Annotated in this window: 22 protein-coding genes and 1 pseudogene; 10 read left to right on the forward strand and 13 right to left on the reverse strand. The window is 59.8% G+C overall.

What is annotated here, in order from left to right:
- Positions 1-223 (reverse strand): annotated as a pseudogene (gene gcvT / locus ACR0LX_RS21635) (glycine cleavage system aminomethyltransferase GcvT); the annotation flags it as partial.
- A 228-nt stretch (positions 224-451) separates the two neighbouring features.
- Positions 452-1,639 (reverse strand): Zn-dependent hydrolase, encoded by a 1,188-nt coding sequence (locus ACR0LX_RS21640; RefSeq protein ID WP_480785424.1) that lies wholly within the window; start codon positions 1,637-1,639, stop codon positions 452-454.
- A gap of 135 nt (positions 1,640-1,774) precedes the next feature.
- Between ACR0LX_RS21640 and ACR0LX_RS21645 the strand changes: the two genes are divergently transcribed.
- From ACR0LX_RS21645 to ACR0LX_RS21660, 4 genes are read left to right on the forward strand one after another with little or no spacing between them, the layout of a single operon-like run.
- Positions 1,775-2,425 carry a histidine phosphatase family protein gene (locus ACR0LX_RS21645; RefSeq protein WP_480785425.1) on the forward strand — a complete coding sequence of 217 codons (651 nt, stop codon included), beginning with the start codon at positions 1,775-1,777 and terminating at the stop codon, positions 2,423-2,425.
- Between the two features lie 18 nt (positions 2,426-2,443).
- The gene (locus ACR0LX_RS21650; protein ID WP_480785426.1) at positions 2,444-3,058 is read left to right on the forward strand and encodes a glutathione S-transferase family protein; all 615 of its coding nucleotides are present in this window, start codon (positions 2,444-2,446) and stop codon (positions 3,056-3,058) included.
- 14 nt (positions 3,059-3,072) lie between these two features.
- Positions 3,073-4,128: a saccharopine dehydrogenase gene (locus ACR0LX_RS21655; protein ID WP_480785427.1), complete on the forward strand. Its 1,056-nt coding sequence runs from the start codon at positions 3,073-3,075 to the stop codon at positions 4,126-4,128.
- A gap of 3 nt (positions 4,129-4,131) precedes the next feature.
- Positions 4,132-5,274: a saccharopine dehydrogenase family protein gene (locus ACR0LX_RS21660; protein WP_480785428.1), complete on the forward strand. Its 1,143-nt coding sequence runs from the start codon at positions 4,132-4,134 to the stop codon at positions 5,272-5,274.
- A 35-nt stretch (positions 5,275-5,309) separates the two neighbouring features.
- Here ACR0LX_RS21660 and ACR0LX_RS21665 read toward each other — a convergent pair whose 3' ends face one another.
- The 5 genes from ACR0LX_RS21665 to ACR0LX_RS21685 all read right to left on the reverse strand — a co-directional run bounded on the left by ACR0LX_RS21665 (position 5,310) and on the right by ACR0LX_RS21685 (position 8,370).
- Positions 5,310-6,434 carry a tetratricopeptide repeat protein gene (locus ACR0LX_RS21665; protein WP_480785429.1) on the reverse strand — a complete coding sequence of 375 codons (1,125 nt, stop codon included), beginning with the start codon at positions 6,432-6,434 and terminating at the stop codon, positions 5,310-5,312.
- Between the two features lie 162 nt (positions 6,435-6,596).
- On the reverse strand, positions 6,597-6,797 hold the full coding sequence (locus ACR0LX_RS21670; protein WP_480785430.1) for a DUF1127 domain-containing protein: 201 nt from the start codon (positions 6,795-6,797) through the stop codon (positions 6,597-6,599).
- 46 nt (positions 6,798-6,843) lie between these two features.
- Entirely contained in the window at positions 6,844-7,071 is a 228-nt protein-coding gene (locus ACR0LX_RS21675; RefSeq protein WP_480577865.1) for a YjiS-like domain-containing protein, read from the reverse strand.
- A gap of 122 nt (positions 7,072-7,193) precedes the next feature.
- Positions 7,194-7,511: a DUF3775 domain-containing protein gene (locus ACR0LX_RS21680; RefSeq protein WP_480785431.1), complete on the reverse strand. Its 318-nt coding sequence runs from the start codon at positions 7,509-7,511 to the stop codon at positions 7,194-7,196.
- A gap of 85 nt (positions 7,512-7,596) precedes the next feature.
- A complete protein-coding gene (locus ACR0LX_RS21685) occupies positions 7,597-8,370 on the reverse strand; it encodes a DUF1365 domain-containing protein (protein ID WP_480785432.1) in 774 nt (257 codons plus the stop codon).
- Between the two features lie 142 nt (positions 8,371-8,512).
- On the opposite strand from ACR0LX_RS21685, the gene ACR0LX_RS21690 reads away from it, so the two are divergent.
- The 3 genes from ACR0LX_RS21690 to ACR0LX_RS21700 are packed head-to-tail and all read left to right on the forward strand — an operon-like array spanning position 8,513 to position 10,278.
- A complete protein-coding gene (locus ACR0LX_RS21690; RefSeq protein WP_480785459.1) occupies positions 8,513-9,166 on the forward strand; it encodes a sigma-70 family RNA polymerase sigma factor in 654 nt (217 codons plus the stop codon).
- Between the two features lie 10 nt (positions 9,167-9,176).
- Entirely contained in the window at positions 9,177-9,821 is a 645-nt protein-coding gene (locus tag ACR0LX_RS21695; RefSeq protein WP_480785433.1) for a ChrR family anti-sigma-E factor, read from the forward strand.
- A 52-nt stretch (positions 9,822-9,873) separates the two neighbouring features.
- Positions 9,874-10,278 (forward strand): hypothetical protein, encoded by a 405-nt coding sequence (locus tag ACR0LX_RS21700; protein ID WP_480785434.1) that lies wholly within the window; start codon positions 9,874-9,876, stop codon positions 10,276-10,278.
- Positions 10,279-10,281: 3 nt separating this feature from the next.
- Here the strand turns inward: ACR0LX_RS21700 and ACR0LX_RS21705 are convergent, their stop codons facing one another.
- From ACR0LX_RS21705 to ACR0LX_RS21730, 6 genes are all read right to left on the reverse strand, one after another.
- Entirely contained in the window at positions 10,282-11,511 is a 1,230-nt protein-coding gene (locus tag ACR0LX_RS21705; RefSeq protein ID WP_480785435.1) for a DNA recombination protein RmuC, read from the reverse strand.
- 52 nt (positions 11,512-11,563) lie between these two features.
- Positions 11,564-13,414: a DNA mismatch repair endonuclease MutL gene (gene mutL, locus ACR0LX_RS21710; RefSeq protein ID WP_480785436.1), complete on the reverse strand. Its 1,851-nt coding sequence runs from the start codon at positions 13,412-13,414 to the stop codon at positions 11,564-11,566.
- 282 nt (positions 13,415-13,696) lie between these two features.
- The gene (locus tag ACR0LX_RS21715) at positions 13,697-14,626 is read right to left on the reverse strand and encodes a metal ABC transporter permease (RefSeq protein ID WP_480785437.1); all 930 of its coding nucleotides are present in this window, start codon (positions 14,624-14,626) and stop codon (positions 13,697-13,699) included.
- On the reverse strand, positions 14,623-15,828 hold the full coding sequence (locus ACR0LX_RS21720; RefSeq protein ID WP_480785438.1) for a metal ABC transporter permease: 1,206 nt from the start codon (positions 15,826-15,828) through the stop codon (positions 14,623-14,625). The genes ACR0LX_RS21715 and ACR0LX_RS21720 overlap by 4 nt, the downstream gene beginning before the upstream one ends.
- 3 nt (positions 15,829-15,831) lie before the next feature.
- Positions 15,832-16,635 carry a metal ABC transporter ATP-binding protein gene (locus ACR0LX_RS21725; protein WP_480577893.1) on the reverse strand — a complete coding sequence of 268 codons (804 nt, stop codon included), beginning with the start codon at positions 16,633-16,635 and terminating at the stop codon, positions 15,832-15,834.
- A 3-nt stretch (positions 16,636-16,638) separates the two neighbouring features.
- Positions 16,639-17,592: a metal ABC transporter solute-binding protein, Zn/Mn family gene (locus ACR0LX_RS21730; RefSeq protein WP_480785439.1), complete on the reverse strand. Its 954-nt coding sequence runs from the start codon at positions 17,590-17,592 to the stop codon at positions 16,639-16,641.
- A 201-nt stretch (positions 17,593-17,793) separates the two neighbouring features.
- Here ACR0LX_RS21730 and deoC point away from each other — a divergent pair, with 201 nt between their 5' ends.
- The 3 genes from deoC to ACR0LX_RS21745 are packed head-to-tail and all read left to right on the forward strand — an operon-like array spanning position 17,794 to position 22,013.
- Positions 17,794-18,792, forward strand: a complete 999-nt coding sequence (deoC, locus tag ACR0LX_RS21735) for a deoxyribose-phosphate aldolase (protein ID WP_480785440.1) — start codon at positions 17,794-17,796, stop codon at positions 18,790-18,792.
- Between the two features lie 47 nt (positions 18,793-18,839).
- Positions 18,840-21,173 carry an aldehyde dehydrogenase family protein gene (locus tag ACR0LX_RS21740; RefSeq protein ID WP_480785441.1) on the forward strand — a complete coding sequence of 778 codons (2,334 nt, stop codon included), beginning with the start codon at positions 18,840-18,842 and terminating at the stop codon, positions 21,171-21,173.
- A 24-nt stretch (positions 21,174-21,197) separates the two neighbouring features.
- Positions 21,198-22,013 (forward strand): SDR family oxidoreductase, encoded by an 816-nt coding sequence (locus tag ACR0LX_RS21745; RefSeq protein ID WP_480785442.1) that lies wholly within the window; start codon positions 21,198-21,200, stop codon positions 22,011-22,013.
- Positions 22,014-22,256 lie beyond the last annotated feature (243 nt).

The raw sequence follows: 22,256 nt of genomic DNA on the forward strand, positions 1-22,256 counted from the left end.
GGCAAAGCGCTTCCAGCTTCTCACCCACATTCTCGCCCCGCAAAATCACCTGACCCATATGAGACACATCAAACACCGCCGCCTTCTCACGACACTGCTTATGCTCTCCCATTATCCCCAACGGATACTGAACAGGCATCTCCCAACCCGCAAAATCAACCAACTTACCCCCCAACTCAACGTGCAGCGCATGAAGAGGAGTGCGTTTTAATGTATCGGTCATGGCAAGTTCCGTTTCTTTCCAATTGCTCCGCGCTTATGCCGTCAGTCTGACGCAACCGGTTCATTTTGCAACGTTCGAATGCGTCGGCTTCAGCAGCAAGGCCGCGCTCGCATTTGAAGTTTCTTTTTTGGCGAACGCCAGCAGCGCGCGACTGGATGTATGCGGTTGCATGCTTCAATATTTCCTTTAGGAAACTTTTTTCCGTTACGCAACACAAGATACCTGTCGTTACGCGCTCAAAGTGCGAACCGCCTGTTCCAGCACATGCAGGCCGGCGACCAGATCGCCTTCTGTAGTGTCTTCGGCGAAATCATGGCTGATCCCGTTTATTGACGGAACAAACAGCATCGCGACAGGCATCAATCGCGAGACATTGGTGGCATCGTGCAGCGCGCCGGACGGCATGTCCCGCCATTTCCCCGGTGCGACCTCTTCGGCCCCGACCTGCAAGGCGCGGCGCAGAATGCCATCCATGGCAACAGGTTCGAGCCCGAGCATTGGGCCATAATCCAGGTTCAGGCCCAGTTCCTCTGATACCTCTTGCGCAGTGTTGCGAATGATCTCTTCCATGCGCGCGAGTCGGTCCGCGTCGCCATCCCGCCATTGCATGGAAAACCGCGCTCGGCCGGGCACGATGGAAGAGGCGTTGGGGTGCAGGTCCACCCGACCGATGGTCCAGACCGTTTGCGGCGTGACCACGTTGCGGAACCGGTCGTTGATCCGGTGGTTGTACAGCGCAACGGCCTGAAACGCATCGCGACGCAGATGCATGGGCGTGGTTCCGGCATGGTTCTGCTGGCCCTCAAAGGTGATGACCATATCGCGAATGCCGACGATATCCGTCACGACGCCGATCTGTTCGTTATGGGTGTCCAAAGTTGGCCCTTGTTCGATATGCATCTCGATAAAGCCGGAAAACCGTGCCGGATCAACAAACTCGGCGGTCAAGTCAGCCATTGAGGATCGCGCATCGCCAAAGCTTGTCCCCGACGCGTCCGTCAGGGTGTCGGCCCGTTCCAGCGGCAACCCGCCGGACCAGACAGCGGACCCGGTCGTCACGCCGAACCGGCCCTCTTCGTCCTGAAAGCTCACGACCGAGATGGGCACGTTGCTGGCCCGCGCCACCTCAAGCGCTGCGATCACGCCCAGCGCGCCGTCCAGCCACCCCCCTTCCGGCTGGCTGTCGGAATGCGATCCCATCAGTAGGGACGTGCGCGGGGCCAAACCGAACAGATTGCCGACCGGATCGAAATGCGGTGTCAAACCAGCCTCGGCCATGCGTTCGGCAAGCCATTTGCGCGCGGCAATGTCCGCTTGGGAATAGGCCGGGCGAATGACGCCCTTGCCGACCCCGGATGCCCCAAAGGAACGCAGTTTGTGAAGATCAGTCAGAAAGCGCGCAGGATCGACAGCCATGGGGAACTCCGGGAATTTACCCGCCCAACCATAGTCATATACCTGCCCCGCGCGAGGATTTTTTGCGGCGCCGGACAAACCCCTCTGGCCCCTGCCCGGAACCTGCCCTAAGACTTCGGCGCAAGAGGAACCGACATGTCGCATATCACATTGGTGCGTCACGGGCAGGCCAACACGGCGGCGCGGGACGAGATTAACTACGACAAGCTCAGCGATCTGGGCCACCAGCAGGCGCGCTGGCTGGGTACGCATCTGCGGGATACACGCTGCCACTATCCAAGGGTCTATTGCGGCACCCTGACCCGCCACGCCGAAACCGCCGCCAGCATGGGGTTGAGTGACCCGATCCGCGACGCGCGGCTGAACGAGATCGAATATTTCACCATCGCGCAATTGTTTCAGGAACAGCACGGCGTTGCCGTCCCCACGGACCGCGAGGGGTTTGTCGAGCATCTACCCCGGACCTTTGCCGCATGGGCCAATGGCGAGATTGAAAACACGCCTGAGACCTTTGCCGAATTCGAAACCCGCGTCCGGGATGCACTGCGCGACATCGGAACCGAGGGCGGGCCGGCGATCGTTGTGACCTCGGGCGGTCTGATTTCGATGGTGGTGCGACAGGCGATGGGTCTGGACATACCGAACATGGCCAGGGTGGCTCTTGCCATCATGAACACGTCAATGCATCGTCTGCACCCGATTGGCGCGCAGCTGAGCCCGGTTCTTTTCAATGCGGTTCCGCATTTGGAAGCACCGGACCGGCAATTTGCGCAGACCCATCTGTAACAGGATCGGAGACACATGATGCAGCTCTACTATGCCCCCCGCACAATCTCGGTCGCAGTTGCCATCGCGTTGGAAGAGGCCGGGCTGGAATACGAGGCGATCAAGCTGGACTTTGCCTCGGGCGAGCAAACCAAACCCGCCTACAAACAGATTAATCCAAAGGGCCGGGTTCCGGCATTGGCGGTGGATGGCGGCATCCTGACAGAAACCGGCGCGTTGCTGGATTTTATCGCGGCGGTTGCGCCCCAGGCCGGGCTGGTACCCGCCGATCCGATCATGGCTGCCCGGATGCGCGAGGTGATGTACTACTTGGCCTCGACCATGCATGTGAACCACGCGCACAGGCTGCGCGGGCCGCGTTGGGCGGACAAAAAGGCCAGTTGGAAAGACATGAAGGACAAGGTGCCCCAAACAATGACGGCATCCTGCGACTATGTCGTTTCGAACGGGCTGCGCGGGCCGTTTGTACTGGGCGAGGCATTTTCGCTGGCCGACGCCTATCTGTATGTGGTTTGCAGCTGGCTGGAAGGTGACGGTGTCGATGTCGGTTCCTTTCCCAAGATTCTCGCCTTTCGTGACGCGATGGAGGCGCGCCCTTCCGTTCAGGCGGTCCGAGCCGCCGGAATGCTCTGACTAAAGGAATTGAAATGACACATCTCTGGGTCCGGGCAGAACAGCGCCCGAACGAGGAACGGGTTGGCTTGACGCCTGAAGGTGCGGCCATGCTGATCGCCGCAGGCATCCGGGTGACGGTCGAGGAAAGCTCGGTGCGGGCGATCCCAACCAAGGGTTACAAGGACGCAGGTTGCGAGATTGCATCCGAAAACTCCTGGCCCGAGGCCCCGCTGGATGCGATCATCTTTGGCCTCAAGGAATTGCCCGAGGACGGCACACCCCTGCCCCACCGCCACATCATGTTCGGCCATGCCTATAAGGGCCAGCATTCCGGTCGCGCGCTGCTGCAGCGGTTCAAGGCAGGGGGCGGCACGCTTTATGATCTTGAGTATCTGGTGGACGCGGATGGTCGCCGGGTTGCCGCCTTTGGCTATTGGGCCGGATATGCGGGTGCGGCGGTCACGCTGAAGACATGGGCGGCGCAGCAACGGGGTCAGGAATGCCCAGCGGTTGGGGTCTATGAAGGCAAAGACGCTCTGAACGCGGAACTGCTGGACGAGCTGGATGCGACCGGGGTGGACCGCCCTCGCGCCATCGTCATCGGCGCCTTGGGCCGCGTGGGAACCGGGGCGGCCGATCTGTGCGAGGCGATGGGCGTCTCCGTCACCAAATGGGACATGGCCGAAACCGCCAGCGGTGGCCCGTTCCCGGAGATTCTGGACCACGATCTGTTCCTGAACTGCATCTTCGCACGTCCCGGCACGCCGGTGTTTGTCCCGCAAGAGGCGCTGACTGCACCACGTACGCTGACGGCAATCGGCGACGTGGCCTGCGACCCGGACAGCGACTACAACCCGGTGCCGGTCTATGACCGCGCCACCTCATGGGATGCCCCGGCGCTGCGCGTGGCGATCGACCCGGTGATGGACGTTATGGCCATCGACAACCTGCCATCGATGCTGCCGGTCGAAAGCTCGGAAGACTATGCCGCTCAATTGCTGCCATCCCTTATGACCCTGACCGATCTGGACAGCGGTGTCTGGAGTCGGGCAGAAACTACCTACAAAACCCATATTGAAGGGATCTGAGCGATGACGATTCATTGGTGTGGCACCGGCCTGTCGGCCATTCCCGGCCTGCGCCGCCTGATCGAAGGCGGGCACAAAGTCACGGTCTGGAACCGGACCATCGACAAGGCCAAGGCCGAGGTCGGAGACCTGACTGACGACATCCGCGCCTTTGACATCGACGCGCTTGGCGCGGTGTTGGAGCAGGGCGACGTGATCGTCTCGATGCTGCCCGGCGACTGGCACGTGCCGCTGGCAGAGCTGGCAATCTCAAAGCAGGCCAACTTTGTTTCGTCGTCCTACATCGCACCAGAAATGCGCGCGCTGGATGACAAGGCGCGCGACGCGGGTGTCGCGCTCGTCAACGAAGTCGGACTGGATCCGGGCATCGACCACTTGATGGCGCACGCTCTGGTCGCCGATTACCGCGCCTCGGGCGCGTTTGATGCGCAAAACCACCTGAGCTTCATCTCCTACTGCGGTGGCATCCCCAAGCACCCCAACCCATTCCGCTACAAGTTCAGTTGGTCGCCGCTAGGGGTTCTCAAGGCCCTGCGTTCGCCATCCAAATCGATCCGCGACTACGCTCCGCTGGACGTCGCCCGCCCGTGGGACGCAATCAGCAGCTATATCGCGCCGCTGCCCACCCCCGAAAGCTTTGAAGTCTACCCCAACCGCGACTCGTTGCCCTTCATGGCCGAGTACCAGTTCGAGGATCACTGGACCGTCAAGGAATTCGTCCGCGGCACCCTGCGCCTGAACGGCTGGGCTGATGCCTGGTCGGATGTCTTCACCGAGATCGAAACACTGTCCGGCCCCGAAGGCGACGCCCGTCTGAAAGAGATGTCCGATCAGTTCTGGGCCGAGAACGCCTATGACGAAGGCGAACCCGATCGCGTGGTTCTTTGCGTTGGCCTGAAGGCCGAGAAAGACGGCATCCCGGTCTGGCACAAGACCTATGTCATGGACGCCTGGGGCGACGAGCGCGGCACCGCAATGGCGCGACTGGTCTCGGTCCCCGTCTCATTTGCCGTCGAAGCCGTCCTGAACCGCGCCATCCCAGCGGGCGTTCACGCAGCGCCGAGCGATCCGAAACTGGTGCAGGGCTGGATGACCCAGATCGACACGCTGGCGCAGCATTTGCAGGTGGTGGATCATACGGTTTGAATAAGGGTGCCGACCGGGCTTTGCCCGGTCGAAACTCAATTTGCATAGACATGGGCCAGATCCAGCAAATTTAAGCGAAGCGCCATGTTATAATATTTCTCTACTTCCCGCTCCAATTCGTCCTTTTCTTCTTCCGTTTTTCCAAGATAGGCAAATTTTCCGCCAGATACACAGTCAAACAATTTGTGAATTTGAATTAACTTTCTGGCCAGATCAGATGAAATTGTTTGATCGGCTGTGTGATCGAACCAATGCTCAAACGTCCAAATATATTCCTCTGAGATTCGGTGCGTGGCAAGCTGAGTGCCGGAATCGAACAGATCACGCAGCGTCTGATATTCTGTTTTCTTTAGAATACGCTCAACTTCAACGGGTCTTTCCCGTGAATAGTCTTCTATTACATCATTGCATTCGAGGTTTGGGTAAGACCGTCGTTTTTCAGGCAACAATGGAGGACAGCTACCGGCCAACATCATACACTGATACCCAAATCTCCATCGAAGTTTCGGATTGTGTAGGTCATCTAATAGCTCGTCCCTCAGCTTCACAGTTAAATCTAGAAAAACTGCGCGGCTTTTGGGAAATTGAGACGGGTTCCAAGTTACTTTCTGAGGTTCGCCAGGCGGAAGCCAATCTGCATTTCCGCCATTGGCCCAATCCTGACTGACAAGTTCATCTAAATCCTCAAACTCTCCAAGCTTGGTCAGCAACTTGTACTTGGTTCGCAAAGAGTGCTTATTGTCCGGTTCGAGTGTCAGTGCCTCATCTATCGCCCGCAGAGCGGCCCGATAATCATCAAGCTCAACAAATATCTTGGCCTTCCACTGCCACGGAACAGGGCTTTCCGGATCGGCTGCAATCGCCAGATCCACTTCGCCCAGCGCCGCCTCCCAATCCTCTTGCAACATATGAACCCGTATCTTGTGCCGATGGATCAACGACCGCGTCGATGGTTTATACGCCGTCCATTTCAACAACGTGTCGCAAGCGGCAAGTTTCTCAGCCGGGTCCGCCACACCAAAGTTGCAGGTCTCAACCAGATCTTGGTGCTCACGGCCCAAGATCATAACCGCGCCGATGGCCACCAGCACAAGACCGGTCAGCAGCCGGGCAAGTATCGATTTGCGTTTGGGCGGATCAGCAAGTGTATCTGAGTTCATTCAATCAACCAAAAGTAAATCGGCCCCCAACGCATGGGCGATTCACCCGGTTCTGTCCATGCCAATCACCGCGACCAAAACCTCAATAAACCGATGATTAAAAAAGGCCACACCGACAACTCGGAATGGCCTTCAGACTCGAGCGTAGTTGGATACGTCCATTCAGATATACCTTCGGATCGTATCTTCGATATCGCTGCGGTTGACTCCGATCTCGGCCAGCTGCCTGTCGTTCAGGCCGTCGAGTTGCTGTGCGGCGCGGACGATATCATCCTTGATCACACGGATCCGCATTGCACGGTCAAACAGCAGCAAGGAACTGGCCATCGGGTCCTGCTCGTTCATCGGGACTTCATCAAACATCGGGCTACCTTTCGCAAAACTTCATTTCCAGACGCGCACCGACCGATCAGTGCCGGTATGGTTTCTGGTGATAGACGCTGTCGTAAGCGCGCCGTTTGATCTGATCTCGAGGCACGCCGATATCTGCCAGTTGCGTGTCATTCAGGCGTTCAAGCTCGCGTACGGTATGGGCAAAGTGCTTGCGTCGAAATTGCTCGACCCGCGCCTCGGCGTAGTCGGCGAACAGCCCGGCGAACATGCCGTTTTGTGGGCGTACTGTACTGACATTCTGCATTGCATTCTCCTCCTGGTCTGACTGGGTTTTGTCGTCACAGTTCAGATAAAGGAGCGTTGCATTAAGCTTGCCACATCCCGAAATTAACGTCTGTTAATCTTGGACGGCCGGGCGGAGAACCGCTACATCAGATCATTTTCGACATCTTCGGCCGATATTCCCAATGCATCGAGACCATTTTCCAGATGGTCAGACATGTGCGGGGTGCCGATCAGATAGTCGGCGCAGGGGGTCGAGGCTTCGGCCTTGGCGGTGGCGACGGCATCGGCCAGGTCCTCGGCAAAAAAGCTCTCGCGCCCGATCCACATGATCGCCACCAGTTCGGCCTGTTCGTCCTCGCTCATCCGGTCGACAAAGGCGCGCATTTCGCCCTCGGCCCGGTGCAGTTCACGCCCCATCATGGCAACCTGAGCAACTTTTCTTGGCGAAATCTCCAGCATATGACCAACTCCTTGCGTTCGCGGCTTTGACCTATCCAAAGCATCCCGAAACAGCGCCGTCTTTGATCTTACGCAAACCCGCTGGTCACCGCTGGTGTGAGCGAGATACGGGTTGAGGCGGAACAGGCACCGAGCGGAACGGGACAAAACGGGCCTTCTTCGCCCAGAGTTTCAGCGCCTGCCACACGATCAGGGCAAAGGCGCGGCGTGCCCCAAAGGGGCGCCGGATCAGCGCCCAAAGGATTGCACGGTTGGTCAGCTTTTGTCGTGATCCGGTCAGGGTTGCGATCAAGCCGCCCTGTTCCCGTGTGTAGTCGATCCAGACACCCACCCGGTCGGCGCGGTAATCGAAGCGGAACGTATATGTCCCTTCGATCTTCTGAAACGGTGACACATGCATCTGCTTATCGGCAACAATGCGATCCGTGGGCTCGATTTCTGACAGGTCGGGCTTGTGACACAGATAGCTGTGCCGCGTGCCATATGTGTTTGTCACCTCGGCCACCACCGCATAAAGCCGGTCGGCCTTATCGAAACAGAACCAGAAACTGACAGGGTTGAACACGTGGCCCAGAACGCGCGGCTGCGTCAGTAGTGTGATGCGGGTGGGTTGCGGAAACGCCATTTCGTCAAACCTCGCACGCAACCAGGCAGCGCCGGTACCTTTGCCCGGCACGCCGCCATGATCGCGATCCCGCCAATTGGTGACATTGGGTCGATCAAATGAGAACAGCAGCGGTGTTTCGGGCTTTGCCTCGGGGTCGAACAGAATGTAGTCCACGGAATAGCGAAAGGCGTTTTCGATCGCGCCCTTTCGCCCGTGATAGGTATGCCCTGCAATATGATCCACTGCGTTCATGCCCTGCTGCTTTGCCCGTAAACTGTTCACGAGGAATGATTTTCCTTGCAATCTTCTGACCCGCATTACGATATTTAGCGAAATCTGGATTAAAACGATCCAAAAAAGTGATCCAGCCTGGGGAGAGCCACGTAATGTGGACATGTTTACCGAGACTGACAGTGCGATCCTGGACGCGCCATTGGCTGATGCCGATGCGGTGGCAGTGCGGGGTGTGCGCAAACGCGTCAGGGGCAAATCGGTGAACGGATCGAAGCACAGCGATACCCGCCAGGAATGGGTGCTGCACATAAGGCGCATTCGCGATGACAAGGATCAGGCGGCGTTTGCCGAGCTCTTCCGGCATTTCGCGCCCCGCGTCAAAGCGTTCCTGATCAAGTCGGGCTCGGACGCGACAACCGCCGAGGAATGCGCGCAAGAGGTGATGGCGACCTTGTGGCACAAGGCCCATCTGTTCGATCCGACCCGGGCCACTGTGGCCACTTGGGTGTTCACTATTGCCCGCAACAAGCGCATCGACGTCCTGCGCAAGCAGCGCCGTCCCGAACCCGAAGAGCTAGGCTGGGGACCGGAGGCAGAGCCTGAACAGGCGGATGTGATCGCGTTACAACAGGAAACCGCGCAATTGCGCGACGCCATGACGGCGTTGCCCGAAGCGCAGAGACAGCTGATCGAGAAGGCGTATTTCGGAGATCTGAGCCATCGAGAGATTGCATCTCAGACCGGATTGCCGCTGGGCACGATCAAATCACGGATACGGCTGGCGCTGGACCGCCTGCGCCATGCGATGAACTGAGATGAACAATATGAGCAAGGATATAAAACACCACCTGACGGACGAGTTGCTGATGGCCTATGCCGCAGGGACTCTGCCCGAGGCGTTCGACCTGATGGTCGCCACACATCTGTCGCTCTGCGACCATTGCCGGGCGCGTGCCGAAAGCTTTGAGGCCGTGGGCGGACACGTGCTTGAAGAACAGTCTGTCGCAATGGATGATGGTGCGTTGGCGGATACGATGGCCCTGATCGCGCAGGGCGCGCCGACACCCAAGCCCGCGCGGCCTACCTGTTCGGTCCTGCCCGCCCCGTTGCAGGATTATGTCGGCGGTGACGTCAATGCGATCCGTTGGAAACCCATCGGCATGGGTGTGAAACAGGCGATCCTGCCGACCACGCGCGAGGCCACCGCACGGCTGCTGTTCATCCCTGCAGGTACAGCGGTTCCGGATCACAGCCACAAGGGCATCGAACTGACCATGGTCCTGAAAGGTGCCTTTTCGGACGAGGTCGATCATTTCGCCCGGGGCGATGTCGAGATCGCGGATGAGAGCCTGCACCATACGCCGACCGCCGACATCACCGAAGACTGCATCTGTCTTGCGGTCACGGACGCGCCGCTGAAATTCGGTAAGCTGATGCCCCGCCTGTTCCAGCCGTTCCTGCGTATCTGATATTCGGATCTCCAATTCCTGCGGCGCGGATAAGAAGAAAAGGAACGCCACGATGATCAAAGCAATTGCGCTTTCCTTGACACTGTTAGGGTCGGCTTCGGTCGCGTCGGCGCAAATGACGGCCGATGTTAAGTTCCAACCGGGCAATTTCGGTACGATGGTAAACGGGGCCGTTACAGGCAACGAATACTTCGACTACATACTGGGTGCGAAAGCCGGGCAGGAGATGTTTGCAGAGCTCAAGGTCAGCGATACCAACGGCAACGGTGTGATCTATTTCAACATTCTACCACCCGGCAGCGACGGTGCTGCGATCTACAACGGCTCAATGGACGGAAACACTGCGCGGATCGATCTGCCCGAGGACGGAGATTATACGATCCGCGTCTACCTGATGGGCAATGACCGCGATACCGGTAAGACATTTGGCTACAATCTGGACCTCTCGATCCAGTAGTGCCTAGCCTTCGGACTTGCCCAATGGAACCACATTCGTGTGATCATCGGGGGCCAGTTCTTCGAAATCGAAATTGTCCAGCCGCTGCGCGCGACGCCCGGCTTTTTCGGCGCTGATCTTGATCTCGGAAATGTCCTTGGCCGCCTGCCCGAAATGGCGGTCCAGATTGGTCACCCGGTCGCCCAGCCGCTCCACATCCTTGTGCAGCATCCCCAATTCCTTGCGGATTGCACCTGCCTGTTCGCGCATCCTTGCGTCCTTGAGGATTGCACGCATCGTGTTCAGCGTTGCCATGCAGGTGGTGGGCGAGACGATCCAGACGCGCTTGCCGAAACTTTCCTGCACCAGTTCGGGGAACTTGGCGTGCAATTCGGCATAGACCGCCTCGGAGGGCAGGAACATCAGTGCCCCATCGGCGGTCTCACCGTCCAGAATGTATTTGTCGGAAATATCTGTGATGTGCTTGCGCACGGTGCTGCGGAACATCTGCACCGCCGCTTTCAGTTCTGTATCATTGGTCGAGGCGATCAGCGCCTCGTATGCTTCCAAAGGGAACTTGCTGTCGATCACGATGGGCCCAGGAGGGTTCGGCAGGTTGATCAGACAATCCGCCCGTCGCCCATTCGACAGCGTCGCCTGCAGCTGAAAGCTGTCCGAGGGCAGAGCTTTGGACACGATATCGTTCAGCTGAATCTCACCAAACGCCCCGCGCGTCTGCTTGTTCGACAGGATATCCTGCAACGACAGCACGTCGCCGGACAGCTTGGTAATATTGTCTTGCGCCTTGTCGATGGCCGCCAGACGTTCCTGCAATTGCGTCAGCGAGGTCGCGGTCTGTTTCGACGAGCCGTGCAGCGATTCCTTCATCCGTTCCTGCATCTCGGCCAGCGCACGTGCCGATTTCATCGCGTTATCCGCCAGCCGGTCATTCATCTGTTGCTGGACCGAGGACAGGCGGGATTCAACCGTCTGGATCACCTGCACCTGCGCATTGGCCTGCGTGTCCGAGACGTGTTGCAATCCGCCGCGCAGCTGTTCCTGCCCCTGCCCCAATTGCTGCACATGCTGGCCAAGATGCGCCATCTGACGGGCCAAAGGTTCCGCCATTCGGGCAGAGCGCTGCGCCGCGCGCAAAGACAAAAACAGCAGCAACAGGATCAACGCGACCACGCCGCCCACGGTCAGAACCACAGGGTCACTCAACGCATATTCGGTGCCAGCAATCTCGATCATGTCGCCTCGAATGTTCTTGTTTTATTCTTCATAGCGCCTGCGCGCAAGGGGATCAACTCCGCCCGAACAGACGTTCAATATCGGCCAGTTTCAGTTCCACATATGTCGGGCGCCCGTGGTTGCATTGCCCGGAATGAGGCGTCGCCTCCATCTCACGCAACAGGGCGTTCATTTCCTCGGCCCGCATCCGGCGGCCAGACCGCACCGAACCATGGCAGGCCACCCGGCTGAGGATCGCTTCGATCCGTGCCTGTACGGTCTGGCTATCGCCCTGATCAGCCAGTTCGTCGAGAATATCGAGGATCATGGCCCGCGCGTCGACCTCGCCCAGAATGGCCGGGGTTTCGCGCACGGCGATGGCCCCGCCGCCAAAGGGTTCCAGCGTTAGACCAAGGCGCGACAGGTCGTTCGCCACCGCCAGCAGGCGCGCGCAATCGCCTTCGGACAATTCGATGATCTCGGGGATCAGCAAGGCCTGTGCGGCGACTCCGTTTTCGGCCATCTGGGTTTTCAGCTTTTCATAAACCAACCGCTCATGCGCCGCATGCTGATCCACGATCACCATTCCATCGGCGGTTTGGGCGATGATGTAATTCTCATGCACCTGCCCCCGCGCAGTCCCCAAGGGTAAATCCTGCACCGGAGGTTCGTCGGCAACAGCAGCGGCGGGTTCCACAATGCGACCGCTGTAATCCTGCGACAATTCCGCAAATCCCGGGGACTGTGCCTGATAGGCTGCCTGTCGCGCAGCAGGTGAGGGCCGGTCCATTTGGTAGACCCGCGCCGGGGCAGGTTGTGCGGGCTCTGGCCGCATCGCGCCCAGCGTCGCGTTGGCCACGGTTGAAGACGCCCGATGACCAGCCTCGGCCAGCGCGTGCCGAAGCGCCGAGACGATCAATCCACGCGCCACCCCAGGGTCGCGGAACCGGACCTCGGATTTTGCCGGATGCACATTCACATCCACAAGCGTCGGATCGCAATCGACGAACAGAGCCGCCGCCGGGTGCCGGTCGCGGCTGAGGAAATCGAAATAGGCCGCCCGCAGCGCCCCGGTCAGCATCTTGTCACGCACGGGACGGCCATTGACGAACAGGTACTGCGCCACCGCAGCCCCCCGCGAATAGGTCGGCAGCGCAGCATAGCCATAGAGGCGGATACCCTCACGCGTGGCATCAATCTGCAATGCGTTTTCGGCAAACTCGCGCCCGATCACCCGGGCCAGACGGGCGTGCAGCGCGTCAAACAGATCACCGTTTTCGCGGTCGGCACGGAAGGTCACGCGCCCTTCACCCCCGCCCGAGACATCGCGCAGCGTGAAGGTGATCGCCGGTTCCGCCATGGCCAGACGTTTGACCGTGTCACCTATCGCCTGCGCCTCGGCCCGGTCGGTGCGCATGAATTTCAGCCGCGCTGGCGTGGCAAAGAACAGATCGCGCAGCTCGACCACCGTGCCTGCGCGCAGGGCTGCGGGTTTCACCGCCTCCATCTTGCCGCCTGACACGTGGATCTGGGCCGTCTCGGCCCCCGGGACCCGGCTGGTGATGGTCAACCGCCCGACCGCGCCCAACGACGGCAGAGCCTCACCCCGGAACCCGAAGGTGTGAATGTTCAACAGGTCCGAACCGTCGATTTTCGAGGTGGCGTGACGCGACAGGGCCAGCGGCAAATCCGATGCCGCAATGCCACAGCCATTGTCGGTGACACGAATCAGAGTCTTGCCCCCGTCGGCGATATCAATCGCGATCCGGCTTGCACCGGCATCGATGGCGTTTTCGACCAATTCCTTGACGGCAGAGGCCGGACGCTCGACCACTTCACCTGCGGCGATACGGTTGATCGCCGAATCGTCCAGCTGTCGAATTACGGGACGGGTATCGCTGATATTGGGGTTTGCCTGCGCCATACCCCCATACCTAGCATAGCCCAGTCCGATTCTGCCACCAAATAGAGCGTAGCTTGCCCTCAAGAATCGAGATGTCCGGCCGCTGGGCTCATGTCGACAAGGGGGAAGCGATCATGAGCATAAGCGGCCGGACAATCCAAGGTGAGTGGTGGTCATCCTGTTAACAATTGAATGACGGTTAACACGTGTTTGCGCATAAATCTTATTAAGAATGCATGATTGTTTCCGTTTGGCGAAGATCAGCCGAAACCCTGCGGAACCCATTGGCGTGAATACGCCAAATCAAGCGGCCGCCGGGGCGCCTCCACGGGTTCGGCAAGGTCCGAACCTGGCCGTCAGCGCAAGAATCAGGCCCGACATCGTGGCGATCATCCCTGCGGCGCTGACTGCAGCGGCGCCACCCAGCCAGATTGGCCCGTACCCGGCCAGAACATAGCCGGACACTGCCGACGTTGTGGCAAAAACAACGCTCCACGTGATCTGGGTTTCCAACCGGTTCGTCATCATCCGCGCCGCAGCGGGCGGGCAAATGAACATCGCGATCACGATGATCGAACCCACTGCGTCAAACGCCGCGACAGCGGCGATAGCAGCTGTCATCACCAGCCCCAAACCAAGCACGCCGGTGCGGATTCCGATGGTGCGCGCAAACCCTTCGTCAAAGGTGGAAATCTTGAGTGGCCGCCAGAACAGCCATGTGAACAGAGATACGCCGAGCAGAGTCAGGGCGATGCGCGGTAATTCGGGCGGCAGTCCCGACAGCGCCTGTGCATCCAGCAACGAGGACCAGCCGGAGGCATCCAGCCAGATCAGACTTTCCAAGTTTCCGTACAGCGCGTGTTCCACGTCAAGATGCACGGTCGACGTATCGGTCTGTTCAAGCAGTAAGACGCCCGCCGCAAACATCGTGGTGAACACCACCCCCATCGCAGCGCCCGGTTCGATCCGACCCAGACGCCGGATCGCTTCGATCATCGCTACGGCGACAATGGCGGCCCCGGCGGCCCCCAGCATCATCGGCCAGGTCGAGATCGTGCCGGTCAGCAGAAACGCAACGACGATGCCGGGCAAAACCACATGGCTGATGGCGTCCCCGATCAGCGCCTGTTTGCGCAGAACCAGAAAATTGCCGGGCAAGGCGCAGGCGATGGCTGCAAAGGTACCGATCAGCAGCGGCGTCAGGGACAGCGGGACAAACTCGGCTCCGCTCATGGACGCACCTCCTGCGGTCCACCGATGCGGCGGTCGATCTCGTCGATCTGATCCTGGGTAAGAACGGTTTCGATGTCACGCAAACCGTCATAGAGCGCGGCTGTCGCCTCATGCGTCTGATCGGCGCGCACGATCGCCCATCGTTTTTCGTCGCGCAGGGCCTTGGCCGCGCGTGCCCGGCCCGCGTCGGTCGGCACGCCGTCCGCACGCAGCAGGCCTGCGCGGCGCAGCAGACGCAGGGTTAGGGGCTCGTATATCGTCTGATCCTGTGCCAGCGCCAGAAGCCCCTGGCGGATATGCACCCGGCGCTGGAACCTCAGATGACGCAATACGGCAGCCAGCACGCCCCGCACCGGAGCCAAAAGCAGCGACAGGGCAAAAAATCCGAAACTGACCAGAACGATTATCGGCCCCGTCGGCAGGTTCGGGGCTGAAGCAGAGACGGCAGCGCCAAGATACCCAGCCAACCCTCCGGCCAGTCCCGCCAGCAGGGCCACCCGGTCCGATCGTTCGGACCAGAACCGCGCGGTTACCGGCGGTATAATCAGCAGAGCAACGATCAGGATCAGACCAACGATTTTCAGGCCAACCACCGTGACTGCCATCACCAGCCCCATCATCGCCAGATCGACGCGGTGTACCTGCACGCCCTGGGCGGCGGCATATTCAGGGTCGAACGCCACCATCAACATCGGACGGCGGATCACCAGAACCAGCAACAGCGTGGCCGCGCCACCCAGCGCGATGATCAGCGCATCTGCCCAAAGCATGCCTGCGGTCGAGCCCAGCAGGAACCCCTCCAACCCGGCCTGACGGCCAACGCCCATGGTCTGAATGACAGTCAGCAGCACGATACCGAACCCGAAGAACACCGACAGCACTGCGCCAATTGCGGCGTCCTCGGCCAGCCTTGTGTGCCGGGTCAACCAGGTCATGCATAGCAAACCGGCCCAGGCAGACAGCGCAGAACCCAAAAGCAACCCGACCAGGTTACGTCCGTCGCCCCCCAACGCCACCAAAACCATGAAGGCAAGGCAGACGCCGGGCAAAGTGGCGTGGCTGATCGCATCGCTGACCAAAGCACGTTTTCGCAAGAACAGAAACGTCCCTGTGACTCCCGCAGAAACGCCCAGCAAGGTCGCCCCGATAGCGACCAGCGTGGCGTTATATCCAAGCTGAAGGGCAAGCGCGTCCCAAAGCATGGGTTACCCCAGCGCGCGCGAGATCTGGTCGATCTGGGCTGTGGCCAGACGGCCTCCGTAAGCCAATTGCAGGGTTTCTGCCGTAAAGGCCGTGGCGACCGGGCCTTCGGCTACTTTGCGGGTGTTGATCAGAAACACATTGTCGAAATAGTCGGCAACGGTGGCCAGATCGTGATGCACGACGACAACGGTCTTGCCTGCCTGTTTCAACCCTTTCAGAACCGCGATGATCGCCTTTTCGGTGGCGGCATCGACGCCGGCAAAGGGCTCGTCCAGCAAATAGAGGTCGGCATCCTGCGCCAAGGCACGGGCCAGAAAGACCCTCTGTTGCTGTCCGCCGGACAATTGCCCGATCTGACGGTCGGAGAAATCGCGCATGCCGACCCTGTTCAGGCAATCCATGGCGCGCGACATATGCCTCGCGCGAATTCGACCCAAAAGCCCAAGTTGACGTGACAGGCCCATCAGCACCACATCAATCACCCGGGTCGGGAAATCCCAATCGACGCTTGCGCGTTGTGGCACATAGGCGATACGGGCCCGTTGATCTTCAAGTGGTTGGCCAAAAACGCTCACCTGCCCTGACAGGGGTTTCACGATCCCCAATGCCGCCTTGAGCAGCGTTGACTTGCCAGCCCCGTTCGGCCCGATGATCGCGGTCATGGCCCCGGGCTGTACCGTCATGTCGACCGAAAACACTGCCGGTTTCTGGCCATAGGAAACGGTCAGCCCGCGCACGGCCAGCGGGCTATTGTCCGGTTGGGGTTCGTGAACGGTTACGCCCTGATCACTGACCAGATCCAACATGGTCTAAAACCCCGCCGAAAGCTTGCCGTCCATGCCGCGTCCGGGCACATCTCCGCCCAGCGCACCGGCGATAACGGTGATGTTGTGATCGAGCATGCCGACGTATGTGCCCTCATACGTGCCCGGTTCGCCCATCGCATCCGAGAACAGCTCGCCCCCGACCCTAACCGCGTGACCCTTGGCCGCAGCACCCTCGATCAGCGCTCGCATCGAGCGGTCGGAGACCGAGCTTTCGACAAAAACAGCCGAGATCTGACGATCGACCAGCAGGTCAACCAGCTCGCCAATTCGGTTCAGACCGGCCTCGGACTGGGTCGAGATACCCTGAATGCCCAGGACTTCGAACCCGAAGCTTTCGCCGAAATAGCCGAAGGCGTCATGGGCGGTAAGCAACACTTTGTTGTGGTCTGGAATGCTGGCCATCGCGCTTTGCGCATAGGCCGTCAGGCGATCCAGATCGGCCAGATGGGCCTGCGCGTTGGTGGCAAAGATGCTGGCGGCATCCGGTCGGACATCAGTCAGAGCTGCCTGAACCTCGTGCACGACATCGCGCCACAACGTGGGTGCCATCCAGACATGCGGGTCGTATTTGTCGGCATAATCGTCATGAGCACGCAGCTTGGACGGATCGATCCCCTCGGCCACGGCCACAACGGTCCGCTTGCGGCCCAGATCGTGGAAGAAATCCTCCATCTGCGCCTCAAGATACAGGCCGTGCCACAGCACCAAGTCGGCGCGGGTCATCGCCACGATGTCGGTGCGGGTCTGGCGATAAGCATGCGGGTCGACACCGGGGCCCATGAGGCCCGTAACCTCGACCTGATCACCGCCGACCTGTCGAACGGCATCGGCGATCATCCCGGTGGTGGCGACGACCTTCAGCGGCGCCTCGGCCCAGCCCGCAATCGGCAGGGCGGCAGCAAAAGCAAGAGCAGCAAGAAAGCTTCGGCGAATCATCTACGGCCTCGGATTAAGGGTCCTGTTGCAAATGAATATGCGAACCATTCGCAACTAAGTCAATGCTATTGAGAATTATTCGCAGAAAAGAACAAATATTTGTCCAAATGGTCAAATTTTTGCACTTTCAGCCACCGCCAAGCCTTCCATTTGTCCGCAACCCATGCGATTTTGGCGCAAACCTCCCTAAAGGACGTGATGATGAAACCGCAGAGCTCAGAAAGCCCCGTGCGCACCGCGCATCTGCCGCAAGTGACCGAGCCCAGAAACCCCGGAATGGATCTGGATCTGGACTGGGTGCGCGCGGTGCAGGTCAATACCTCGGCCATCGAGCGCCGCGCCGCGACCCTGCCCGGTCGGCGCTCGGTCAAGAAAGAGTACCAGGCCGCGTGGCTGCTGAAGGCGATCACCATGATCGACCTGACCACGTTGTCGGGCGACGACACGGTCGGACGTGTACGTCGCCTGTGCGCCAAGGCACGCCAGCCCGTGGCCCCTTCGGTCTTGCAAGCGCTAGACATGCCTGCGATCACCACGGGCGCGGTCTGCGTCTATCACGACATGATCGAAACCGCAGTTGAGGCGTTGGAAGGTACCGGCATCCCGGTTGCCGCCGTGTCCACCGGCTTTCCGGCTGGTCTGTCGCCGTTTCATCTGCGCGTTGCCGAGATCGAGGAAAGCGTGAAGGCCGGAGCCGAGGAAATCGACATCGTCATCTCGCGCCGCCATGTGCTGTCAGGCGACTGGCAGGCCTTGTACGATGAGATGAAGGCCTTCCGCGTGGCCTGTGGCGATGCGCATGTGAAAGCCATTCTTGCGACCGGGGAACTGGGCAGCCTGCGAAATGTCGCGCGCGCCTCATTGGTGTGCATGATGGCCGGTGCGGATTTCATCAAGACCTCGACTGGCAAGGAAAGCGTCAACGCCACCCTGCCCGTTTCGCTGGTGATGATCCGCGCAATCCGCGATTACTATGACCGCACCGGGTATCGGGTGGGCTATAAGCCTGCGGGCGGTATCTCGAAAGCCAAGGATGCGCTGGTCTATCTGTCGCTGATCAAGGACGAGCTGGGCGACCGCTGGTTGCAACCTGACCTGTACCGCTTTGGCGCGTCATCGCTGCTGGGCGATATCGAGCGGCAGTTGGAACACTATGTGACCGGGGCTTACTCGGCTGGTTACAGGCATTCGATGGGCTGAGCCTGTGGAAACGTCTGGACAGTGAGTATTTGGGAAAAGATGAAGTCATGACAGTCAAAGAGATTTTCGAAACCATGGACTATGGCCCCGCCCCCGAAAGCGCCGCCGAGGCTTTGGCCTGGCTGGTCGATCAGGGCGATAAGTTCGGTCACTATATCGATGGTACGTTCACCAAGCCCGGCAAAGGCTTCGAAAGCCGCAATCCCGCGACCGGAGAGGTTCTGGCCAAACTGACACAGGCGAAGCAGGCCGATGTGGATGCCGCCGTTGCGGCCGCGCGCAAGGCGCAACCCAAATGGGCGAAGCTGGGCGGCGCGGGTCGTGCGCGGTACCTTTATGCCATCGCGCGGCTGTTGCAGAAGCACGCGCGCCTGTTTGCGGTGCTGGAAAGCATGGACAACGGCAAACCGATCCGCGAGTCTCGCGACATCGATATCCCGCTGGTGCAGCGGCATTTCTATTATCACGCGGGCATGGCGCAGCTGATGGAAAGTGAGCTACCCGATGCCGAGGCGCTGGGCGTTTGCGGGCAGATCATTCCGTGGAATTTCCCCCTGCTGATGTTGGCGTGGAAGATCGCGCCTGCGATTGCGATGGGCAATACAGTGGTTCTGAAGCCAGCCGAGTACACCTCACTGACCGCGTTGCTGTTCGCCGACATCTGCTCGCAGGCTGGATTGCCGAAGGGCGTCGTTAACATCGTCACCGGAGACGGTGCCGTGGGCGAGATGATCGTGAACGCGGACGTGGACAAGGTTGCCTTTACCGGCTCGACCGTGGTTGGTCGCCGTATCCGCGAAGTAACCGCTGGTTCAGGCAAGGAACTGACCTTGGAGCTGGGCGGAAAGTCGGCCTACGTCGTGTTCGACGACGCCGATATCGACAGTGCCATCGAAGGTCTGGTCGACGCGATCTGGTTCAATCAGGGGCAGGTCTGCTGTGCAGGCTCGCGCCTGCTGGTGCAAGAGGGCATCGCTGATCGCTTCCACGACAAGTTGCGCGCCCGCATGGATAAGCTGCGCGTCGGCGATCCGCTGGATAAATGCATCGACGTGGGCGCGGTTGTTGACCCGGTCCAGCTGCAAACCATCAAGGGGATGGTCGAAAGCAACACGGTTGGCCGCGTACATCAGGCCGCCTGTGATCTGCCCGCCAATGGCTGCTATTACCCGCCGACGCTGATCTCGGGGCTCGAGACGTCGGACCCATTGATGCAGGAAGAGATCTTTGGACCGGTACTTGTTTCGTCCACTTTCCGCACACCGGAAGAGGCGGTCGAGCTGGCCAACAACACCCGCTACGGTCTGGCCGCGACGGTCTGGACTGAGAACGTGAACCTCGCGCTGGACATCGCACCCAAGCTGGTTGCGGGCGTGGTTTGGGTCAATGCCACCAATCTGTTCGATGCTGCCGCAGGGTTTGGCGGCGTGCGCGAAAGCGGCTTTGGTCGTGAAGGCGGCTGGGAAGGTCTGTCGGCCTATACCAAGCCCAAGGGCAAGGCCAAATCGCTGGCGAAGGTTGAGGCGGTGATGGGCGAAGGTGCCCCGGTCGATCCTATCGATCGCACCGCCAAGATGTATGTCGGCGGCAAACAGGCACGGCCTGATGGCGGCTATTCCCAACCCGTCTGGGGCAAGTCCGGCCTGCTGGGGCAAGTGGGCGTTGCCAACCGCAAGGACGTCCGCAACGCAGTTGAAGCCGCAGCTGGGGCCAAAGGCTGGTCCAAAACCACCGGTCATCTTCGGGCGCAGATTCTTTACTACATTGGCGAAAACCTCTCGGCTCGTGCCGGAGAGTTCGCTGAACGTATCGACGCGATGACCGGCAAAAAGGACGGCGCGAAAGAGGTCGAGGCTGCGATCCAGCGCCTTTTCACTGCCGCCGCCTGGGCCGATAAATATGACGGTCAGGTGCACGGCGTTCCGATCCGGGGCGTGGCGATTGCCATGAAGGAGCCGGTTGGAGTCATCGGCGCGCTGTGTGCGGATGAGGCCCCTTTGCTGGGTCTGGTCTCGGCCATGGCTCCGGCAATTGCGATGGGCAACCGGGCGGTTCTGGTGGCGTCAGAGCCCTATCCGCTGGCGGCAACCGATTTCTACCAGATACTCGAAACCTCGGACGTGCCCGCTGGTGTGGTCAACATCCTGACCGGCAGCCACGCGGAACTGGCGAAACCACTGGCCTCGCACCTGAATGTCGATGCGGTCTGGTCGTTCTCGTCCACTGACCTGTCGAAAGAGATCGAGGCTGTGTCAGCCGGGAACCTGAAACGGACCTGGGTGAATAACGCGACGGCATTTGACTGGAGCATGGACCATTCCCGCCGCTTCCTTCAGGCTGCGACCGAAGTGAAAAATATCTGGGTGCCCTACGGCGAGTAGGGCTCCCGCATCAGGGAGGCCTACATGGATTTTTCTGGAAAAACCGTCATCGTCATTGGCGGCACCAGCGGTATCAATCGCGGCATTGCCGAGGCTTTTGCGGCCTCGAGTGCCAAGCTGGCGGTCGCCAGCCGATCACAGGAAAAGGTCGATGACACCGTTGCGGCGCTGAAAGAGGCGGGTGCAAAGGACGCCATTGGTGCGGCCTTTGATGTGCGCGACCCCGAGGCGGTCGCAGCGGGTTTGAAACAGTTCCACGACGTATACGGCGAATTTGACGTGCTGGTCTCGGGCGCGGCGGGAAACTTCCCGGCGCTGATGTCCGAGATGTCCGTGAACGCGTTCAAGACGGTGGTGGACATCGACCTGATGGGTACGGTTCACGTGCTGAAAGGCGCCTATCCCTATCTCAAGCGCCCGGGCGGTAGCATCATCAACATCTCGGCACCGCAGGCATTCCTGCCTTATGAAGGTCAGGCCCATGTTTGCGCCGCAAAGGCCGGAGTCGATCAGATCACCCGTGCACTTTCGATGGAATGGGGGATCGAGGGCATTCGTGTGAACTCGGTCGTGCCGGGGTTCATCGAAGGCACCGAAGGGGCCAGACGTCTGGCCCCCACGGAAAATGCACATGAAGAGATCCGGTCCGATGTCCCGCTGGGGCGCTGGGGGCAACCGCAGGATGTCGCAAATGCCTGTCTGTTTCTCAGTTCTGATCTGGCCAGCTATATCAGTGGCACGGTGCTGTCCGTGGATGGGGCGCTGTATCAGCGAGGCTCGGGCAAGTTCAGTCAGATGATGGGACAGATGTTGCGCGCAGCTAAAAAGGACAAATCTTAGGTGAGGGCGCAGGGATTGGCCTGGAGGCTGAACTTGTCAGTCGCTGGGCTTATTTCCGGCTCACGTAACCTAGGAATTTCTGAAATAGAGGCCTGCCGCAACCAAAAGCGACGTCAGCATGCCGGCTGCCACATAAAGTGTAAACGCGCTGAGCAGGGATTGACCGAGGATCAACGCTGCAGAAAAGGTTAACAGCCCTGCAAGTGTTCCCAATCCCATTATCGCAACTATCATGGCGCCACT

It is taken from the genome of Ruegeria sp. CH11 (assembly GCF_056537105.1).

Bases quoted from the DNA above. Each gene is read 5' to 3' on its own strand.
- ACR0LX_RS21640 (WP_480785424.1), bottom strand. From the start codon at position 1,639: ATGGCTGTCGATCCTGCGCGCTTTCTGACTGATCTTCACAAACTGCGT.
- ACR0LX_RS21645 (WP_480785425.1), top strand. From the start codon at position 1,775: ATGTCGCATATCACATTGGTGCGTCACGGGCAGGCCAACACGGCGGCG.
- ACR0LX_RS21650 (WP_480785426.1), top strand. From the start codon at position 2,444: ATGCAGCTCTACTATGCCCCCCGCACAATCTCGGTCGCAGTTGCCATC.
- ACR0LX_RS21655 (WP_480785427.1), top strand. From the start codon at position 3,073: ATGACACATCTCTGGGTCCGGGCAGAACAGCGCCCGAACGAGGAACGG.
- ACR0LX_RS21660 (WP_480785428.1), top strand. From the start codon at position 4,132: ATGACGATTCATTGGTGTGGCACCGGCCTGTCGGCCATTCCCGGCCTG.
- ACR0LX_RS21665 (WP_480785429.1), bottom strand. From the start codon at position 6,434: ATGAACTCAGATACACTTGCTGATCCGCCCAAACGCAAATCGATACTT.
- ACR0LX_RS21670 (WP_480785430.1), bottom strand. From the start codon at position 6,797: ATGTTTGATGAAGTCCCGATGAACGAGCAGGACCCGATGGCCAGTTCC.
- ACR0LX_RS21675 (WP_480577865.1), bottom strand. From the start codon at position 7,071: ATGCAGAATGTCAGTACAGTACGCCCACAAAACGGCATGTTCGCCGGG.
- ACR0LX_RS21680 (WP_480785431.1), bottom strand. From the start codon at position 7,511: ATGCTGGAGATTTCGCCAAGAAAAGTTGCTCAGGTTGCCATGATGGGG.
- ACR0LX_RS21685 (WP_480785432.1), bottom strand. From the start codon at position 8,370: ATGAACGCAGTGGATCATATTGCAGGGCATACCTATCACGGGCGAAAG.
- ACR0LX_RS21690 (WP_480785459.1), top strand. From the start codon at position 8,513: ATGTTTACCGAGACTGACAGTGCGATCCTGGACGCGCCATTGGCTGAT.
- ACR0LX_RS21695 (WP_480785433.1), top strand. From the start codon at position 9,177: ATGAGCAAGGATATAAAACACCACCTGACGGACGAGTTGCTGATGGCC.
- ACR0LX_RS21700 (WP_480785434.1), top strand. From the start codon at position 9,874: ATGATCAAAGCAATTGCGCTTTCCTTGACACTGTTAGGGTCGGCTTCG.
- ACR0LX_RS21705 (WP_480785435.1), bottom strand. From the start codon at position 11,511: ATGATCGAGATTGCTGGCACCGAATATGCGTTGAGTGACCCTGTGGTT.
- mutL (WP_480785436.1), bottom strand. From the start codon at position 13,414: ATGGCGCAGGCAAACCCCAATATCAGCGATACCCGTCCCGTAATTCGA.
- ACR0LX_RS21715 (WP_480785437.1), bottom strand. From the start codon at position 14,626: ATGAGCGGAGCCGAGTTTGTCCCGCTGTCCCTGACGCCGCTGCTGATC.
- ACR0LX_RS21720 (WP_480785438.1), bottom strand. From the start codon at position 15,828: ATGCTTTGGGACGCGCTTGCCCTTCAGCTTGGATATAACGCCACGCTG.
- ACR0LX_RS21725 (WP_480577893.1), bottom strand. From the start codon at position 16,635: ATGTTGGATCTGGTCAGTGATCAGGGCGTAACCGTTCACGAACCCCAA.
- ACR0LX_RS21730 (WP_480785439.1), bottom strand. From the start codon at position 17,592: ATGATTCGCCGAAGCTTTCTTGCTGCTCTTGCTTTTGCTGCCGCCCTG.
- deoC (WP_480785440.1), top strand. From the start codon at position 17,794: ATGAAACCGCAGAGCTCAGAAAGCCCCGTGCGCACCGCGCATCTGCCG.
- ACR0LX_RS21740 (WP_480785441.1), top strand. From the start codon at position 18,840: ATGACAGTCAAAGAGATTTTCGAAACCATGGACTATGGCCCCGCCCCC.
- ACR0LX_RS21745 (WP_480785442.1), top strand. From the start codon at position 21,198: ATGGATTTTTCTGGAAAAACCGTCATCGTCATTGGCGGCACCAGCGGT.